Annotated in this window: 21 protein-coding genes; 9 read left to right on the plus strand and 12 right to left on the minus strand. The window is 60.7% G+C overall.

Going from position 1 to position 18,233, the window contains the following annotated elements; genetic code table 11:
• Positions 1–108: 108 nt before the first annotated feature.
• From RGM3321_RS20020 to RGM3321_RS20030, 3 genes are all read left to right on the plus strand, one after another.
• A complete protein-coding gene (locus RGM3321_RS20020; protein ID WP_244394545.1) occupies positions 109–1,122 on the plus strand; it encodes an AraC family transcriptional regulator in 1,014 nt (337 codons plus the stop codon).
• 148 nt (positions 1,123–1,270) lie between these two features.
• Positions 1,271–2,104 (plus strand): ion transporter, encoded by an 834-nt coding sequence (locus RGM3321_RS20025; protein WP_244394546.1) that lies wholly within the window; start codon positions 1,271–1,273, stop codon positions 2,102–2,104.
• Positions 2,105–2,208: 104 nt separating this feature from the next.
• Positions 2,209–3,207, plus strand: coding sequence for a sulfate ABC transporter substrate-binding protein (locus RGM3321_RS20030; RefSeq protein ID WP_244394547.1), 999 nt, complete (start codon positions 2,209–2,211; stop codon positions 3,205–3,207).
• 57 nt (positions 3,208–3,264) lie between these two features.
• Here the strand turns inward: RGM3321_RS20030 and RGM3321_RS20035 are convergent, their stop codons facing one another.
• The 10 genes from RGM3321_RS20035 to ccmA are packed head-to-tail and all read right to left on the minus strand — an operon-like array spanning position 3,265 to position 10,643.
• On the minus strand, positions 3,265–3,672 hold the full coding sequence (locus RGM3321_RS20035) for a hypothetical protein (protein WP_122257972.1): 408 nt from the start codon (positions 3,670–3,672) through the stop codon (positions 3,265–3,267).
• An 11-nt stretch (positions 3,673–3,683) separates the two neighbouring features.
• Positions 3,684–4,865 (minus strand): c-type cytochrome biogenesis protein CcmI, encoded by a 1,182-nt coding sequence (ccmI, locus tag RGM3321_RS20040; protein ID WP_244394548.1) that lies wholly within the window; start codon positions 4,863–4,865, stop codon positions 3,684–3,686.
• On the minus strand, positions 4,862–5,332 hold the full coding sequence (locus RGM3321_RS20045; protein WP_244394549.1) for a cytochrome c-type biogenesis protein: 471 nt from the start codon (positions 5,330–5,332) through the stop codon (positions 4,862–4,864). Before RGM3321_RS20045 ends, ccmI begins: the two co-directional genes overlap by 4 nt.
• Positions 5,329–5,865: a DsbE family thiol:disulfide interchange protein gene (locus tag RGM3321_RS20050; RefSeq protein ID WP_244394550.1), complete on the minus strand. Its 537-nt coding sequence runs from the start codon at positions 5,863–5,865 to the stop codon at positions 5,329–5,331. The genes RGM3321_RS20045 and RGM3321_RS20050 overlap by 4 nt, the downstream gene beginning before the upstream one ends.
• A complete protein-coding gene (locus RGM3321_RS20055; protein ID WP_244394551.1) occupies positions 5,862–7,835 on the minus strand; it encodes a heme lyase CcmF/NrfE family subunit in 1,974 nt (657 codons plus the stop codon). The genes RGM3321_RS20050 and RGM3321_RS20055 overlap by 4 nt, the downstream gene beginning before the upstream one ends.
• A gap of 3 nt (positions 7,836–7,838) precedes the next feature.
• Complete coding sequence (gene ccmE, locus RGM3321_RS20060) at positions 7,839–8,306, minus strand: cytochrome c maturation protein CcmE (protein ID WP_244394552.1); 468 nt, start codon at positions 8,304–8,306, stop codon at positions 7,839–7,841.
• Entirely contained in the window at positions 8,303–8,479 is a 177-nt protein-coding gene (gene ccmD, locus RGM3321_RS20065) for a heme exporter protein CcmD (RefSeq protein ID WP_004417064.1), read from the minus strand. The genes ccmE and ccmD overlap by 4 nt, the downstream gene beginning before the upstream one ends.
• Positions 8,476–9,279: a heme ABC transporter permease gene (locus tag RGM3321_RS20070; protein ID WP_244394553.1), complete on the minus strand. Its 804-nt coding sequence runs from the start codon at positions 9,277–9,279 to the stop codon at positions 8,476–8,478. The genes ccmD and RGM3321_RS20070 overlap by 4 nt, the downstream gene beginning before the upstream one ends.
• A 54-nt stretch (positions 9,280–9,333) precedes the next feature.
• Positions 9,334–10,005 carry a heme exporter protein CcmB gene (gene ccmB / locus RGM3321_RS20075; RefSeq protein WP_244394554.1) on the minus strand — a complete coding sequence of 224 codons (672 nt, stop codon included), beginning with the start codon at positions 10,003–10,005 and terminating at the stop codon, positions 9,334–9,336.
• Positions 10,002–10,643, minus strand: a complete 642-nt coding sequence (gene ccmA, locus RGM3321_RS20080) for a cytochrome c biogenesis heme-transporting ATPase CcmA (protein ID WP_244394555.1) — start codon at positions 10,641–10,643, stop codon at positions 10,002–10,004. Before ccmA ends, ccmB begins: the two co-directional genes overlap by 4 nt.
• Positions 10,644–10,833: 190 nt before the next feature.
• Between ccmA and RGM3321_RS20085 the strand changes: the two genes are divergently transcribed.
• From RGM3321_RS20085 to RGM3321_RS20095, 3 genes are all read left to right on the plus strand, one after another.
• The gene (locus RGM3321_RS20085; protein ID WP_244394556.1) at positions 10,834–12,471 is read left to right on the plus strand and encodes a flagellar hook-length control protein FliK; all 1,638 of its coding nucleotides are present in this window, start codon (positions 10,834–10,836) and stop codon (positions 12,469–12,471) included.
• A complete protein-coding gene (locus RGM3321_RS20090) occupies positions 12,471–12,794 on the plus strand; it encodes an EscU/YscU/HrcU family type III secretion system export apparatus switch protein (protein WP_244394557.1) in 324 nt (107 codons plus the stop codon). The genes RGM3321_RS20085 and RGM3321_RS20090 overlap by 1 nt, the downstream gene beginning before the upstream one ends.
• Positions 12,795–12,914: 120 nt before the next feature.
• Positions 12,915–13,766 (plus strand): metal-dependent hydrolase, encoded by an 852-nt coding sequence (locus RGM3321_RS20095; protein ID WP_244394558.1) that lies wholly within the window; start codon positions 12,915–12,917, stop codon positions 13,764–13,766.
• 31 nt (positions 13,767–13,797) lie between these two features.
• On the opposite strand, the gene recR is transcribed toward RGM3321_RS20095, so the two are convergent.
• Both recR and RGM3321_RS20105 read right to left on the minus strand, forming a co-directional pair.
• A complete protein-coding gene (gene recR, locus RGM3321_RS20100) occupies positions 13,798–14,400 on the minus strand; it encodes a recombination mediator RecR (protein WP_244394559.1) in 603 nt (200 codons plus the stop codon).
• A 110-nt stretch (positions 14,401–14,510) separates the two neighbouring features.
• Positions 14,511–15,395: a LysR family transcriptional regulator gene (locus tag RGM3321_RS20105; protein ID WP_244394560.1), complete on the minus strand. Its 885-nt coding sequence runs from the start codon at positions 15,393–15,395 to the stop codon at positions 14,511–14,513.
• Between the two features lie 95 nt (positions 15,396–15,490).
• Between RGM3321_RS20105 and RGM3321_RS20110 the strand changes: the two genes are divergently transcribed.
• The 3 genes from RGM3321_RS20110 to RGM3321_RS20120 are packed head-to-tail and all read left to right on the plus strand — an operon-like array spanning position 15,491 to position 18,213.
• Complete coding sequence (locus RGM3321_RS20110; RefSeq protein ID WP_244394561.1) at positions 15,491–16,627, plus strand: DSD1 family PLP-dependent enzyme; 1,137 nt, start codon at positions 15,491–15,493, stop codon at positions 16,625–16,627.
• Complete coding sequence (locus tag RGM3321_RS20115) at positions 16,617–17,009, plus strand: RidA family protein (RefSeq protein ID WP_244394562.1); 393 nt, start codon at positions 16,617–16,619, stop codon at positions 17,007–17,009. Before RGM3321_RS20110 ends, RGM3321_RS20115 begins: the two co-directional genes overlap by 11 nt.
• A gap of 19 nt (positions 17,010–17,028) precedes the next feature.
• Entirely contained in the window at positions 17,029–18,213 is a 1,185-nt protein-coding gene (locus RGM3321_RS20120; protein ID WP_244394563.1) for an FAD-binding oxidoreductase, read from the plus strand.
• Positions 18,214–18,233: the final 20 nt, after the last annotated feature.

Below are 18,233 nucleotides of genomic sequence, written 5' to 3' on the forward strand. Positions count from 1 at the left end.
CAGAGCGGCCGCAGTATCCAGAAACTGCGAGCGTTATCCGCAGTGTGAAAATGGCGGGTGACATAAAGACTCAAGCTGCCTTGAAACCGTGCACGAGTGAGAGTTGCCATGAATTCGGAATTGGGTGGGGCCCTTTTTGAAAACACGCCGCTGTTTACGGCGCAGAACCGTCTCTTTTTGCTGCATGACCGAGAACGCATTCGTGAACAGGTAGGAAAGGTATTCCAACCTCATGATCTGAAGGTGGCGACATCCACGCAGGAAGTCAGTGCTTCCATGCACCATGTGCACCTGGGCAAGCTGTCGTTGAGCCGACTGGAGTACGGGGTGCCGGTGAGCATCGATCCGGGCCGACTGGAAAATTTCTTTCTAATTCAGATTCCAACGCGCGGCAGTGCCGAGATCCACTGTGACGGCGTGCGTTTTACGTCCTCGGCACAATGCGCCTCAATCATCTCGCCCGACACACCGGTTTCGATGCGCTGGGCCGCCGATGCTCCACAACTGGCCTTGCGTCTGGATCGGCAAGAGGTCGAAAAACATTGTGCCCAGCATCTGGGCCACGGTTTGAAAACCCCGCTGCGCTTCAAGCCCGAACTGCTGCTGACCCATCCGAACGCGAGCTACTTTCTGCAGTTGCTCGGTGCACTGGCTGATGCACTGGCCTTCGACGGGCACCCCATCCACAACCCGCTGGTGCTCAAGCAGTTTGAAGCGACGTTGATCAATGCCCTTATATACGGGCAGCCGAACACCCTGCAAAACCCGTTGAGCGCGCCGGAACCGGCCCGCCGGGTTTCGCCGTACTTTGTCAAACGCACCGAAGAGTTCATCCTCGCCCACGCTCATGAGCCGCTGTCCATCGAACAACTGGCCGAGCATGCGGGGGTCAGCGTGCGTACGCTATTTTCCGGGTTCCGGGAGTTTCGCAACATCAGCCCGATGGCGTTCCTGCGCAATGTACGCATGGAGCGCGTACACCTGGAATTGCGCAACCCCGGTACCGATTCGGTGACCGATATCGCAATGAAATGGGGATTTGCACACCTGGGGCGGTTCTCGCAGGAATATCGCAAGTACTACGGCGAGTTGCCCTCGGCAACCTTGCGCTTTCGCCAATGAGGATAGTTGAGGTTATCGTTCCTGACGCTCCAGCGTAGGAACGCTGTTCTGGACGCTATGCGTCCGATCTTTGAATGTGGTGCCAACGCACTTGCACTCACCTGCCCAATGCTCCTAGGCTCTGCCGATCTTTGCTTCGGGAAGCACCATGGACACCTCTCTCCGCCGCCGCGAGCGGTTGCATATCGTTATTTTCGAGGCGAATACGCCTGCCGGCAGAACCTTTGACAAGATTGTGCTGGTCGCGATTCTGCTCAGCCTGCTGGTCACGGTCATTGACAGCATCGAGAGCATTCACCGCGATTACGCAATGCTGTTCGCCTGGATCGAATGGGGCTTTACCCTGCTGTTTGCGATCGAATACATCCTGCGCCTGTACTGCTCGCCCCGACCGCTGAAGTACGCGTTCAGTTTCTACGGGCTGGTCGACCTGCTGGCCATCGTGCCGGGGGTTCTGTCGATCTATTACAGCGACGCGCAGTACCTGCTGATTGTGCGGATCATCCGTATGCTGCGGATTTTCCGGGTGCTCAAGCTCGGCACTTACCTGCGCCAGGCCAACTATTTGCTGGCTGCGCTGCGTGGCAGCAAGCAGAAGATCATCGTGTTTCTGGTCACCGTTTCCACTCTGGTCACGGTATTCGGCACGCTGATGTACGTGATCGAAGGCCCGGAGCACGGCTTCACCAGCATCCCCAAAGGTATTTACTGGGCTATCGTGACCCTGACCACTGTGGGCTTTGGCGATATTGTGCCGAAAACGCCGGTCGGGCAGATGCTCTCGTCGCTGGTGATGATCATCGGCTACTCGATCATCGCCGTGCCCACCGGTATATTCACCGCCGAACTGGCCAACGCCATGCGCGGCGAACAGCTGAAACACGATTGCCCGGTGTGCTCGAAGAATTTCCACGAGCACGGCGCGGCGTTCTGTTCGCGCTGCGGTAATCAATTGTTTGCAAAAGTAGAGCACAAGGCATAAGCAAAGACCTTTTCAGTCTTTAAACAGCAGGCGCGATACTGATAGTGTCGCGGCATTACGCCATCAGGCTTTATCACACGACTCTTCATCTCAAGGACCCTGCAGTGAATAAACTCTTCGCCGCCTCGCTACTGGCCGCTGGCATGGCCTTTGCCAGCGCTGCCCAGGCAGCCCCGACGCTGCTCAACGTCTCCTACGACGTGATGCGTGATTTCTACAAGGACTACAACAGCGCCTTCCAGAAGCACTGGAAAGCCGAGAAAAATGAAGACGTGACCGTGCAGATGTCCTTTGGCGGTTCGAGCAAGCAGGCGCGCTCGGTCATCGACGGGCTGCCGGCTGACGTGATTACCATGAACATGGCCACCGATATCAACGCGCTGGCCGACAATGGCGAGCTGGTGCCGAAAGACTGGGTCAGCCGCCTGCCGAACAACAGTGCGCCGTTCACGTCGGCCACTGTATTTATCGTGCGCAAGGGCAACCCGAAAGCCCTCAAAGACTGGCCGGACCTGATCAAGGATGGCGTGGAAGTCATCGTGCCTAACCCGAAAACCTCGGGCAACGGCCGTTATACCTACCTGTCGGCCTGGGGCTACACCCTGAAAAAAGGTGGCGATGAAGCGGCCGCGAAGAAATTCGTCGGTGAACTGTTCCGCCATGTGCCCGTGCTCGACACGGGTGGTCGAGGCGCGACCACGACGTTCATGACCAACCAGATCGGCGACGTGCTGGTGACTTTCGAAAACGAAGCGGAAATGATCGCCCGTGAATTCGGTCGCGACCAGTTTGAAGTGGTCTACCCGTCCGTGTCGGCAGAGGCCGAGCCGCCAGTGAGTGTGGTCGACAAGGTCGTGGACAAAAAACAGTCCCGCGCCCTGGCTGAAGACTATCTGAAATACCTGTGGTCACCGGAAGGTCAGGAAATCGCGGCGAAAAACTACCTGCGCCCACGCGACCCGCAGGTCTTGGCCAAATACACCGACCGTTTCCCGAAAGTGGACTTCCTGTCGGTCGAGAAAACCTTTGGTGACTGGCGCACGGTGCAAAAGACCCACTTCATTGACGGTGGTGTGTTCGACCAGATCTATCCGGGCAAATAAGCCCCCCAACGCAGAACGGCGACCCATCAGGTCGCCGTTTTCATTTGCAGGCTTGAATCAGTTACTGAACTGCTTGCCCAGCCCGGCCGGTACGCCGCTGGCGTCGGTCGCCTGCCACGGACCATTGGGGTTGGTTGCCCAGCTCCAGCCGTTGTTCCACTGATAGTAAGTACGCTGGCGATAGAAGGTGTTGGGCTGATCGTCCATAACGTACACGCCCAGGCGCGGGTCCCAATGGCTGCCACCGCCCGGTGGTGGGGCGAAACTGGCCGAGGTCTTCGGCGCTGCGGCTGGCGCTTTGGCAGGCTCGGCAGGCGCCGTGCTTGGCCGAGGTGCGCCGGGTTGCTGGCCGCCTGGCAGGTTAAGGATTGGATCCTGGCTGTGAGGCGGTGCCGGATGCTGGACAGCACAGGCACTCAGGCCAACGACCAGCCCCAACAAGGTGATGCGTGCGGTACGGTACATAAGCGATTTCTCTAGTTATCCGGACTGTCGATGATCAATACCTGCTGCGCCGCGATGTCACTGGCCAGCGGCTGACTGCGGCCGACCCACTCACCGGTGGTTGGCTGCCCTGCGCGAGACACTCGCGCAACCAGTTGGACTTGCGCAAAGTTCGACAGGTTCAGTTGCGGCATCATTGCATCGGCATCACTCAGTTCGACCTCGGCAGGCAGGTCTGCCACCGTGATACGTTTGACCGCCAGTGGCGCGGCCGGGCCGTTGATTGCTCGGGCGAAGATGAACACGCTGTCACCCGGCTGAACGTTACCCTTGAGCGAGGCAGCCAGCGTGACACGCACCTTGAGCGCCTTGGCCTTGACCGGCGCGGCCTGCCCGGCAAGATTTTCTCTGGCGCGGGCTATGCCGCCTTCCAGCGCCGAGCGCGAAGCGTCCTGCGCGGGCAACGCCGCCAGCAGGCGGGTCCAGTAATCCACCGCTGCCTGATAACGCTGGGTCTCAAACGCGGCGATCCCCAGCAGACCGAGGCTGGTGACTTCTTTGGGGTCGGCCTGCAGCGCTTCGTCGGTCAGCGCCTGCACCTGTGCGGTGAAGTGTTTGTCGCTGGCGAAATACAACGCCTGCGCCCACTGCCCGAGCAGCTCTGGCGATCTTCCGGCCAGTGCCACCGAGCGCTCGAACATCCGGGCTGCATCGCCGGGACGATTTTGCGCCATGTAGCTGCGTGCCAGAAAATACAGGTTTTCGGCTGAATCCGGCTGAGCCTGCACACTGCGCTCCAGACGCTGGGTGAGGTCGGCCAGCGAGCTTGGCGGTCGGGCGAATTCGCGGCTCAGCGCAACGCGGTCAATGGCCCCCAGTTGCAGATAACCCGCCAGCCCCAACACCGGCACAAGCACCGCAGCCAGTAGCAGAACGGGTTTGCCCAGACGCGACGTAGGGGCAGGCTCTGCACCTTCAGTGTCGGCGAGCAGCTCGCGCGCAGCTTCGGCACGGGCGCCTTGCAGTTGCGCCACCGACAACACGCCCTGCTCTTGCTGAACCTGCAACTCGTCCAGCCGTTCCTGATACAACGCCACGTTCAGGGCTGTGCGGTCTTCTTCACGTTGCGCAAGATGGCCGCGCAGCACCGGTATCAGCAGAAAACTCAGCGCCACGAGCGAGAGAAGCCCGGTCGCTATCCAGAAATCGATCATGGGCGGTGGTCATCCAGCAATGCGGCGAGGCGTTGTCGCTCGTCCTCGGAAAGCACATCGGCCTGTTCGGAGTGCGCCTTGCGACGCCGCCCGACGATGAAACCGATCACCGCCAGACCGCCGATCAGCAGACCGGCCGGGCCGAACCAGAGCAGCCAGGTGCGGGCGTTGAGGCTGGGTTTGTAACGAACGAAGTCACCGTAGCGATCAACCATGAAGTCGATGATCTGCTGATTGCTCTGCCCTTCACCCAGCATGCGGTAGATTTCCTTGCGCAGGTCGGCAGCAATCGGCGCATTGGAATCGGCGATGTCCTGATTCTGGCATTTGGGGCAGCGCAGTTCCTTGGTCAGTTCGCTGTAGCGGGCACGCTCGGCGTCGTCGCGAAAGGTGTAGGCATCGATGGCAGCGTGGGCTATGCCGGAGCACAGCACGCTGAGCAGGACAGTCATCAGACAGCGCTTCATGGCCGCGCCTCATCAACCAGTTGCTGGTAACGGGCAGCGAGCTTTTCTCGCCACACAGCCTCGTCGATGACCCCGACATGTTTGTAACGAATAATGCCCTGACGGTCGATCAGGAAGGTCTCCGGCGCACCGTACACGCCCAGGTTCAGCCCCAGCGAGCCGGCTTCGTCGCGGATATTCAGCTGATAAGGATCGTGAAATTCCTTGAGCCATTTCAGCGCGTCGGTGTTGACGTCCTTGTAATTCACGCCGTAGATCAGCACGCCCTGCTGCGCCAGCCGGGTCAGCACAGGATGCTCCACCCGACAGGCCACGCACCAGGTGCCCCAGACGTTGACCAGTGCGGGTTTGCCCAGCAGGTCAGCGCGGGTCAATACGCGGCTGCTTTGAACTTCGGGCAGCGAAAACTGCGGAAACGGCTTGCCGATCAGCGCCGACGGCAGCTCGGCGGGGTCCAGATACAAACCGCGATACAGGAACGCCGCCACGCCGAGAAACAATGCCAGTGGCAGGAGCATGACCCAGCGTTTCACAGGGCAACTCCCGACATGCCCAATGCCTCGCGCACCTTGTTTTTGACCCGCATGCGATAACGACGGTCAAACGCCGCCAGCACACCGCCCATACCGGTCAGCAGGCCGCCGAGCCAGATCCAGCGCACAAACGGTTTGACGTGAACCCGTACGGCCCATGCGCCATTACCCAGCGGTTCACCCAATGCTACGTAAAGATCGCGGCTGAAACCGGCATCAATGCCTGCTTCGGTCATCATTGACTGCTGCACGCTGTAAAGACGTTTTTCCGGGTGCAGTTCAGTGATCTGCGCCCCGTTGCGCAGGACGCGAACGGTGCCGCGATCGGATGTGAAGTTCGGCCCTTCATAATGCTTCGCGCCCTCGAATACAAAGACGTAACCGCCCAGTTCAGTGGACTCGCCAGGGGCCATGCGCAAATCGCGCTCAGCGCTGTTCTGGCTGGACAACACCACGCCCAGCGCGCACACCACGATACCAAGGTGCGCCAACTGCATGCCCCAATAACTGCGGGTCAGGCCGCGTGCGCCGCGAAGCAGGCCCTTGTGACGGGTCTTGTCGAGCAAGTCGCGGACCCCGGCCAGCAGCACCCAGGCGGCGAGCATGAAGGTGGCCAGCACCGCCCACTGGAAATCGCCCATGAGCAGAGCGGCGATCACTGCCAGCACGGCACTGCCGACCAGTACCGGTGCCAACATGCCCAGCAGCCATTTCAGCGGTGTGTCCTTCCAGCGCACCAATACGCCGACCGCCATGACCACCAGCAACAGCCCCATCAACGGTACGAACAGCGCATTGAAATACGGCGGACCGACCGACATCTTGGCTCCGCTCATGGCATCGATCACCAGCGGATAAAGGGTGCCCAGCAGGATCATCGACGCAGCAGTCACCAGCAACAGGTTATTGCCCAGCAACAGGGTTTCACGCGACCACAGGCCGAAGCCGACATGGCTTTTGACCACCGGCGCACGAACCGCGAACAACGTCAGTGAGCCGCCCACCACGACCAGCAGGAACATCAGAATGAACACGCCGCGCGCCGGGTCCGAGGCAAAGGCGTGCACGGAGGTCAGCACCCCGGAACGGACCAGGAACGTGCCCAGCAGGCTCAGTGAAAACGCAGCAATGGCCAGCAATACCGTCCAGCTCTTGAACACGCCACGTTTTTCCGTGACCGCCAGCGAGTGAATCAGCGCAGTGCCCACCAGCCAGGGCATGAACGAGGCGTTTTCCACCGGGTCCCAGAACCACCAGCCGCCCCAGCCCAGCTCGTAATACGCCCACCACGAGCCCAGGCTGATGCCGATGCCGAGAAAGGCCCAGGCCACCAGCGTCCACGGCCGCGACCAGCGCGCCCAGGCGGCGTCAAGTCGGCCGCCAAGCAAGGCGGCGATGGCGAAGGCAAAGGCCACGGAAAAACCGACATAACCCATGTAGAGCATCGGCGGATGTACGATCAGGCCGATATCCTGCAACAGGGGGTTGAGATCGCGTCCGTTGGCAGGCATTTGCGGCAAAAGGCGGGCGAATGGGTTGGAGGTGAGGATCAGAAACAACAGGAAGCCCAGACTGATCATGCCCATCACGGCAAGGACCCGCGCCAGCATCACCTGAGGCAATTGCCGGGAAAACACCGAAACAGCGAAGGTCCAGCCGCCGAGAATCAGCGCCCAGAGCAGCAACGAGCCTTCATGCGCGCCCCACACGGCACTGAATTTGTAGTACCAAGGCAGCGCCGTGTTGGAATTCTGCGCCACATAGGTAACGGAAAAGTCGTCGGTCATGAACGCGTAGGTCAGGCAACCGAAGGCGAAGATCAGAAAGCTGAACTGGCCCCAGGCTGCCGGACGGGCCAGGCTCATCCACAAGCGGTCACCGTGCCATGCGCCGATCAGCGGAATGATGGCCTGCACCAGCGCAAAGCCGAGTGCCAGAATCATGGCCAGATGGCCGAGTTCGGGAATCATCGATCAACCCTGTTTGACGGGTGTGGGAGACGCCACCGGTACCGCCTGACCGCTGTCACGCAGGGCCTTGGTGACCTCGGGGGGCATGTACTTCTCGTCATGCTTGGCCAGTACCTCGTCGGCCACCACTACGCCCTGTGCATTGAGTTTGCCCAGCGCCACGATGCCCTGCCCTTCGCGAAACAGATCGGGAAGAATGCCTCGATAGGTGATGGTTACCGACTTGTTGAAATCGGTGACCACAAAACGCACGTCCAGCGAATCGGCCGAGCGCTGCAATGAGCCCTTTTCGACCATGCCGCCGGCCCGAATGCGGGTATCCAGTGGTGCCTCGCCATTGGCGATCTGGCTGGGGGTGTAGAACAGGTTGATGTTTTCCTGCAAGGCGCTGAGAGCCAGGCTCACGGCCAGACCGACGCCGGCCAGCAGCGCGACAATGATCAACAAGCGTTTTTTGCGTAGCGGGTTCACGGGCGATTCTCCCGCTTCAGGCGACGCGCCTGCTGTTTCAGAAAGCGCTGCCGCGCCCATAGCGGCAGCGCCACGTTGATCAGCAGCACCACAAGGCACAGGCCGTATGCCGACCAGACAAATACCCCGTGGCGGCCCATGGCAAGAAAATCGCTGAACGATGCAAAACTCAAAGCGTGTTCTCCGACTGCGCTGCTGTGTGCCCCAGGCTGCGCAGAATCTCGGCCTTGACCCACTGGGTGCGCGCTTCGCGACGCAACACTTCAAGACGCATGCGCATCATCAAAAGCACGCCGAACAAGCAGTAGAAACCCAGCGTGGTGAACAGCAGTGGCAGCCACATTTCAGCCGGCATGGCGGGTTTCTCCGTGAGGCTGAACGTCGACCCCTGATGCAGGGTGTTCCACCACTCGACCGAATACTTGATGATCGGAATGTTCACCACGCCGACGATGGCCAGTACCGCGCAGGCCTTGGCGGCGCTGTCGCGGTTACTGATGGCATTGCCCAGCGCGATCAGCCCGAAATACAGGAACAGCAGAATCAGCATCGAGGTCAGGCGCGCGTCCCAGACCCACCACGCACCCCAGGTCGGCTTGCCCCAGATGGCGCCGGTCGCCAGTGCCAGCGCGGTCATCCATGCGCCAATGGGTGCCGCGCATTGCAGCGCGACATCGGCCAGTTTGATTTTCCAGACCAGCCCGACCACGCCGCACAGGGCAAGCATGACGTAGCAGGACTGAGCGAGCATGGCGGCAGGTACGTGGATATAAATGATCCGGAAGCTGTTGCCTTGCTGGTAATCCGGCGGCGCAAACGCCAGGCCCCAGATGATGCCGATGCCGAGCAGCAGTGCAGCGGCCACACTCAGCCATGGCAGCAGGCGTGCGCTGATGCGGTAAAACCCTTTCGGTGAGCCGAGTGTGTGCAACCAGGCCCAACCGATGCTGCTTTTCATGGCGTTGCTTTTCATCAGGTGTATCCAGGGTGTTGACCGGCATCGAATTCTCGATTCCGGAACCTCAATTTATTCACCGACGCTGATTTTCAGGCCAGCGGCTATCGCAAAGGGGGCCAGGGTAATCGCCAGCGCGCTCAGGCAGCCCAGCCACAGCAGATAGCCAGTCGCTGGCATGCCTTGCAGCGCGGCTTGCAACGCACCGCTGCCGAGAATCAATACCGGGATGTACAGCGGCAGAATCAACAATGCCAACAACAGGCCGCCGCGCTTCAAACCCACGGTCAGCGCCGCACCGACTGCACCTAGCAGGCTGAGCACTGGCGTGCCCAATAGCAGCGACACCATCAACACCGCCAGGCACCGCACCGGCAGCCCCAGCATCAGCGCCAGCAAGGGCGACAACAATACCAGTGCCAGCCCGGAAAAAACCCAGTGTGCCAGTACTTTGCTCAAGACCAGAAGGGCCAGCGGGTGCGGCGAAAGGACCCACTGTTCCAGCGAGCCATCCTCGAAATCACTGCGAAACAGCCCATCCAGCGACAGCAACACGGCCAGGAGTGCCGCGACCCAGACCAGCCCCGGTGACAAGGCTTGCAACAATTGCGTCTGCGGCCCCAGCGCCAGCGGGAACAAGGCGACCACAATCGCAAAGAACACCAGCGGGTTGGCAAGCTCTGCCGGACGCCTGGCCAGCAGACGAAACTCACGGGCGATCAGCATTGCAAAGACATTGCTCATGCTGACCACTGCCCCAGATCGATCTCCCGATAGCCCGCAGGCAGGCGGCTCAGGGTGTGATGAGTGGTCATGACGATCATGCCGCCCTTTTCACAGTGCCCGGCAAGATGGTGTTCCAGTTGGGCAATGCCCTGGCGGTCCAGCGCGGTGAACGGTTCATCGAGCAGCCAGAGTGGCGGGCCTGGCAGATACAGGCGCGCCAGCGCGACGCGACGCTGCTGTCCGGCCGACAAGGTGTGACACGGCACATCTTCGAAACCTGCCAGGCCGACCGCGTCGAGCGCATTGAAAATGGCCTCGGCATCGGCCGGGTGATGGAGTGCACAGAGCCAGGAAAGATTCTCCAGCGGCGTCAGCAGGTCATTGAGCGCCGGCGCATGGCCGACCCATGACAGATTGAGCCCTGGCGCTGTCGGCTGGCGGCCCACTGGCTCACCGTTGAGCAGCACGTGCCCGGCGGTGGGCTGCATCAGCCCGCACAACAGGCGCAGCAGGCTGGTCTTGCCGCTGCCATTGGGGCCGCTGACCTGCAGCATGTCCCCCGTGCGCACCTGCAGATCAAGGTTTTCGAACAGCATCCGCCCGTCCCGCTCACACGTCAGAGCCGTTGCTTGCAAAAATGGGGGGACTGGGATCATCGTGCGTTTCCAGTGCTGGAGCGTCGCGAAATGTACCAAAACAGACACATACGCAGTAGAAGGCGGTTCAAGTCGGGGGGGATATGGCCGTTACATGAAGAGAAGTTAATGGCGGCTGGTCCGGTTTTGGCCGGTATTATACATGCGAGTCCTGTTATCAAAGGGGCAATTTCCTCAGGTCGATATTTCAATGACAGGCGACATCACCAGCGTCCCGGCGACAATCCCTACCACAACACTGCTGCGCGCCGGCATCTCCCCTGCGCAGGTGCTGACCCTGCTGCAATCGGCGGATAATCTGATCCCCGAAGGCGAAACCGTCGACGCCGAAGTGCTGACCCTCAAGCAGGTCAACCAGAACTTCCAGTTGCTGCTGCGACTGGTACTCGCCAATGGCAGCCTGACCAACCTGCAGGTCACCAGCAGCGTACCGTTCACGCCCGGCAGCCTGTTACAGGTGGCGCAAGCCTCGCCCAACGAGCTGACACTGACGCTGCAACAGATCAACAGCGCACTGAAAAACTCGATGACCAGCATCGATACGCAACAATTGCCGGTCGGCACGCTGTTGCAGGGCAAAGTCATGACCAGCCAGGTGATCGCGCAGGCAGTCAATCAACTGGCCACGCAAAACCCGGGTGCCGCAACGCCCACCTATCGCGCCATAGTGATGCTGCTCAATACTGCGCTGGCGGGCTCCAGCCTGACCATCGAAAGTCCGCAGCCGCTGACGGTCGGTAGCCTGCTGAGCGCGCAGGTACAAGGCAACCAAGCGCTGAACTTCGTCGCCCTGCCCGGTCGTTTCGATCAACTGGCCGTGGCCCAGCAACTGACTGCTCAGCAAAACCGCCAGGGCTCTCTGGATAACCTGATCAACGCCCTGCAAAACCTGCAGTCAGCCAGTACAGCCACTGCCAGCCCTCCCAGCAACTCAGCGATCAGCGCCCCGCTGCAAGCCGCCATCAGCCAGTTGCTGGACGATCTGCCCGACATCGAGCAGATGAGCACACCGAAAGGCGTCGCCCAAGCCCTCAATGCCAGCGGCGTGTTTCTGGAAGCGAAGCTGCTTGCCGGGCTCAATCCGACTCAGGTTCCGGACATGAAAGCCAACCTGATGCGTCTGATTGCGCAGATTCTGCCGGGGTTGCCGGACAACACCACTTACAGCGCCGCCGCTGCTTCCAATACTCTGGCGCGAGCCATGCCCAATGCGATTCGCAACGCCCTGGGCACCCTTGGGCTAGTTGCCGCACGCACCCAGCCGAGCATATTTCCGTTGCCGTCGCGCAATGTTAGCGGTGGCGAAAAAGAGGACGATCTGGAAATTCTGCTCAAGCTGGCTGCGGCAGCTGTTTCGCGCCTGCAAAGCCACCAGCTGGGCGGTCTGGAGCAGACCCGCACCAATGCCGACGGCACTCAGGTGACCACCTGGCAACTGGAAGTGCCGATGCGTAACGCGCATGACATCGTGCCCTTGCAGGTCAAGGTGCAGCGTGAAGACAAGCCGGATCAGGAAGCTGCCGAAGACCGTGACGATGTCGAGATCAAGGAAGCCCGGGAAAAACTCTGGAAAGTCGATCTGGCATTCGACCTTGAGCCGTTGGGGCCGCTGCAGGTACAGGCGCAGTTGTTGCGCGGCACGCTGTCCAGTCAGCTATGGGCCGAGCGGCCCGACAGCGCGGCCTTGATCGAACATGAACTGGGATATTTGCGCGAGCGGCTGATTGCCTGCGGCCTGGCAGTGGGCGAACTGGCCTGCAGCCACGGCGCACCGCCAAGCGGCCCGCGCACCGCCCTTGAACAACGCTGGATTGACGAGAACGCCTGATGTCCCTACCCGATCATGTCCCGCGCCAGGCTATTGCCCTGAGCTACGACGGCCAACAGGCCCCGACGCTCAGCGCCAAGGGCGACGACCAGCTGGCCGAGGCCATTCTGGCCATTGCCCGTGAATATGAAGTACCGATCTACGAGAACGCCGAACTGGTCAAACTGCTGGCACGCTTGGAACTGGGCGACAGCATCCCCGAGCCGCTATACCGCACGATTGCCGAAATCATCGCGTTTGCCTGGCACCTGAAAGGCAAGTTTCCGGCAGGCCAGGACCCGAATGCGCCGCCTGTCGAGCGGGATATTACGCCGGGTCGATAAAGCGACGGATCTCATCGCCAAATAGTCTTGCAAGTGGTCTGCTTCACAGGTGCCTGACGCACAGACCGCTGCGAATGGATCTTTAATTGAGTCACGAACATCGAAGCGGAAAATTTCGTGATGAAACGCACGGTCCCTAGCAACCTGTATAAACCTCAAATCTTGTCCGGGCAAAATCAGCGTCAGCCACTGGAAGTGGCACAGCCCGGGCGTCATACGCACTTCGATTTACCCGCAGACAGAATGAGCGACTGGCATGCCGAGGGAATGCTGATGAGCCATTTTCTGAACACGATGTCGATAATGGCCCCTCCAGTCGAGCGGTTTATCATGTCCAGCACACTGTATTTCCAGTGCCGCACAGACCATCCGCAAATCAGGCAACGAGTCATGGACCTGATGAGTCAGGAAGCTGCACATCGCCGTGTACACAGCCACTACAACCGACTTCTTGGGGAGGCCGGCCTGCCCGCAGCGCAACTTGAGCGCCAAGTCGAAAAACTTCTGAAGACAGCGCTGAGTGGACGATGGGTTTCGCCGTCCTTTCGTCTCGCTGTCGTATTGATGTTAGAGCATTATGCTGCGCTGATGGCACAGATGACGCTGGACAGACCGGAATCGATTAACGACTCGTTGAGCGGTTTCAAACAGCTCTGGCTATGGCATGCCCATGAAGAAGTCGCGCATAAATCGGTGGCCTATGACCTATGGATCAATGCAGTAGGCCGCGGGACGAAAGCTTATCTGCTACGAACAGGCGCATTCGTGCTGGTGGGAATCCCGGCGGTGATTACAGCGATGGTCATATTTACGGCGCTGCTTGCTGCTGAACGAAGCCGTCGACTCGACGCACACAGTGTCTGGCGCTTTTTGAAGGCCATGCTCGGCCCTCAAGGCGTTTTTCCGACGATAGCGCCTGGTTGGCTGAGGTACTTTCTGCCGAATTTCCATCCTGACAGGCAGGATATTTGATGATCTTCGAACAGGTCACACCTTCAGAGCTTCACAACGCGATCGGCTTGCGCCCTGCAAACGAGTGCGCCAGGGTGCCGCCGTCGACCAGATCCAGCTCGCCACCCAGTGGTACACCGTGGGCAATGCGCGACGCGACAAGACCCTTGTCGTGGAGCAACTGGGCGATGTAATGCGCTGTCGCTTCGCCTTCTACGGTCGGGTTGGTGGCGAGGATCACCTCAGTGAAGGTGCCCTGCTGGCTGATGCGCTCCATCAGTTGCGGAATGCCGATGGCTTCCGGCCCCAGGCCGTCGAGTGGCGACAGATGGCCTTTGAGCACAAAGTAGCGACCGCGATAACCGGTCTGCTCCACTGCGTAGACATCCGTCGGCCCTTCCACCACACACAGCAACGTGTCGTCACGGCGCGGGTCAACGCATTGCGGGCAGAGCTCCTCTTCGGTCAGGGTGCGGCATGAGCGGCAATGACCAACGCCATCCATCGCCTGCCCCAAGGCCAACGCCAGCCGTGAGCCGCCGCTGCGGTCGCGCTCCAGCAGCTGCAACGCCATGCGTTGAGCGGTTTTCTGACCGACGCCCGGTAGCACGCGGAAGGCATCGATCAACTGGCGAATCAGGGGGCTGAAGCTCATGGAGAAAAATCCGACAAAAACACAAGACGCGGTTTATACCCGCGCCTTGCCGTGAGCGTCAATTGAGGTGTGCAACCCAGCGACCAACAGCGCGCCGGTGCTGTCCATGATCAAGCCTTCAAGGCCGTCTCCAGAAACTCCGTCAGTGCCTGCACCCTCGCGCTGCGGTGCTTGCGCAAGGGCACCAGCAGGTTAATCGGCGCGCTGGCCAGTTGCCAATCGGCCAGCACCCTCACCAGCCTGCCACTGGCGATGGCATCGCTGACATCCCACTGCGAGCGCAAGACGATGCCCAGCCCCTGCTCGGCCCAGCGCCGGGAAACCGAGCCGTCGTTGCTGAGCAGCGCAGGCTCGATGCGCAGGGTCTTTTTCGCCTGGCCCTTGCTGAGGTGCCAGAGGGTCACGTCTTCATCGTTTTCGCGAATGCAGATGCAACGATGACGCGCCAGCTCGTCAGGCGTCGAGGGCGCGCCGTGCTGCTCCAGATAAGCCGGGCTGGCGCACAGCCAGCGATGGTTGTGCGCCAGCGGTCTGGCGATCCACAGGCTGTCATTGAGGCTGCCGATATGAATCACTGCGTCGCTGTCATGACGATCGGGCCACGGCGTTTCGCGCAGGTCCAGGTGCAGACGCAATTGCGGATGCAGTTTGGCGAAGCGCGCCAGCAACGGCGCAATGCGCTGGCGTCCATAACCAAAAGGCGCGGCCAGGCGCAGGGTGCCGACCAGTCGTTCGTCACGCTGCTTGAAGGATTCCGGGAGTGCCTCCAACTGTTCCAGCAAATGTGCGCTTTCCCGGGCGAAACGTTCGCCATCGGCCGTCAGACTCAGGCGTCTGGCGTCGCGATTGGCCAGGGTAATGCCCAGTTGCGTCTCCAGCTTGCGCAAGCGCATCGATAGCGCGGGCGGCGAGACATTCAGGACTCTGGCCGCAGCACTGAGGGATTCGCAGCGCGACAGGGTCACGGCCAGACGCAGGTCTTCAATAGCGATCATTCAGCTCAGCTTAAGGATTGATGACAAAGCATTGAACCACAGCTTCATCACCCATGAGTAGAGTGACAGCCGTACCCAGTCACGCGAGCTCTGCCATGTCTGCCCTCTTGTCTTCTCTAGATACACCTGTCGCGTTGCTTGATGTGCCGCGCATGCAGCGCAATATCCAGCGCATGCAACACCGCATGAATGAGCTGGGTGTACTTCTGCGTCCGCACGTCAAGACCAGCAAATGCCTGCCGGTGATTCAGGCGCAGATAGCTGCAGGTGCCAGCGGCGTAACGGTCTCGACCCTGAAGGAGGCCGAACACTGCTTTGCCGAGGGCATCAACGACGTGTTCTACGCTGTCGCCATCGCACCCGGCAAACTGGATCAGGCACTCAAACTGCGGCGCAACGGTTGCCGCCTGAGCATCCTGACCGACAGCGTGGTGGCTGCCCAGGCGGTTGTCGCCTTCGGCCAGCAACATGATGAGCGTTTTGATGTGTGGATCGAAATCGATTGCGACGGTCATCGTTCCGGGCTGACCGTCGACGACCCTGCGCTCGTCGACGTCGCGAGAACGCTGGTCGAGGGCGGCATGCACCTGCGAGGGGTCATGACCCATGCCGGATCCAGCTACGACCTCGACACCCCCGAGGCGCTGCAAGCCCTCGCCGAGCAAGAGCGCAGGCTTTGCGTCAGCGCCGCCGAGTGCATTCGGCAGGCAGGACTGCCCTGTGCGGAAGTCAGCATCGGCTCGACGCCTACCGCGCTGTCGGCGCAGAGCCTGCAAGGCGTGACCGAAGTACGTGCCGGGGTCTATATATTCTTCGATCTGGTGATGCACAACATCGGCGTGTGCCGCGCGGACGAGTTGGCCCTGAGTGTGTTGACTACGGTCATCGGCCATCAGCAGGACAAGGGCTGGATCATCGTTGACGCGGGCTGGATGGCCATGAGCCGGGATCGCGGCACCCAGCGCCAGCGTGAGGATTTCGGCTACGGCCAGGTGTGCAGCGAAACCGGCGAGTGGATCGACGGCGCACGGGTGACCGGTGCCAATCAGGAGCATGGCATCATCACGCTTGCCACCGGCAGCCAGGCAGACATCACTGCGCGCTTCCCCATCGGCAGCCGGCTGCGCATTCTGCCCAACCACGCCTGCGCCACCGGTGCGCAGTTCCCGGACTACCACGCCTGTGATGCCGACGGCGCAATTCACACTTGGAGTCGCTTGCATGGCTGGTGATATCGAACTGATTCGCACGCCCTTGGCCGCCGCGCCAGGCGGGCACTATTCCCAGGCAGTGTTGCATCAAGGCACGCTGCATGTTTCCGGGCAACTGCCGGTGCGCGCCGACGGCAGCCACAGCGTCGAAGAACCGTTCGAGGCCCAGGCCGCTATTGCGCTGGACAACCTGGCTGCCATTCTTGAGGCAGCAGGATGCACGAGCGATGATTTGCTGAAAGTGACCATTTACATCGCAGGTATCCAGTACTGGCCGGCCTTCGACCGCATTTACGCAGGCTATCTGGGCGAGCATCGCCCGGCACGCGCCGTGGTGCCGGTCCCGCAATTGCATCACGGTTATCTGATCGAAATCGAAGCCCAGGCGCGCAGCGGGCGATGAACATGACCGGGAGCACCTCATGACCCCACAAAAAAGCGACGTTCTGATTATCGGCGGCGGCTTCATGGGCTCGTCATCAGCGTTTTTCCTGCGCCAGCACGGCCGCTCGGTAACCCTGCTGGAGCGCGACCAGATCGGCCAATACGCCAGTGGGGTGAATTTCGGCAACGTGCGCCGCCAGGGACGCTTTCTCGGCCAACTGGAACTCGCCAATCGTTCCTGGGCATTGTGGAAACGCCTGCCTGAGCTGATCGGTGAAGACCTGGAGTTCATCCCCAGCGGGCACATGCGCGTCTGCTACCGCGAAGACGAGATCGCTGAACTGGAGGCCTATGCCGCAGCCCCGCAAGCCCGCGAGCTGGATTTGCAGATTTTCTCCGGCAGGGCCCTGCATGAGCGCTTTCCGTTCATCGGCCCGGAAGTCAAAGGCGGCTCCTATGCGCCTCACGATGGCCACGCCAACCCGCGGCTGGCAGCGCCGGCATTCGCCCGCGCAGCGATTCGGGCCGGGGCACGGATCGAAGAGCGCACTGAAGTGACTGACGTACAGAAAGTCGGCGGTGAGTTTCATGTCACCACTGCCGATGGTCAGTTATTCGTCGCCGAACAATTGCTCATCACTGCCGGGGCCTGGGCGGCCAGGCTGGCGGAACAATTCGGTGAACCCGTACCTCTCGAGCCGAACGGCCCGCAGATGTCGGTGACGGAACCGGTGCCCTACGCCCTGCCGACGGTGATCGGAGTGTTCACCAAAATCAAGGAAGAAGTGATCTATTTCCGCCAGATACCGCGCGGCAACATCATCATCGGCGGCGGTAATCGCAACAAACCGGACATGGTCAACCGCCGTGCCTACTTCAAGCCGGAAAGCCTGATCAACCAGATGAAGCAGATGAAACGCCTGTTACCCGGCGCAGAGAAGCTGAACATCATCCGTGTCTGGAGCGGCATCGAGAGCTATACGCCTGATTCGCTGCCGATCATGGGCCGCAGTGGCAAGGTGGACGGCCTGTTCTACGCGTTTGGCTTCTGCGGCCACGGCTTTCAGCTCGGCCCCGGCGTCGGCGATGTCATGGCCGAGCTGATCAGCACCGGCAGCACGCGCACCTTGATCAGCCCGTTCGATATTCGCCGCTTCACTGACCCGATGACCATCGAGATGCCGTTCACGTCCAGCCTGATGAGCACAGGCAAGCTCATATGAGCCGAACCAACCCACCTCGC

It is taken from the genome of Pseudomonas sp. RGM 3321, assembly GCF_022836805.1.
Taxonomy (GTDB): Bacteria; Pseudomonadota; Gammaproteobacteria; order Pseudomonadales; family Pseudomonadaceae; genus Aquipseudomonas.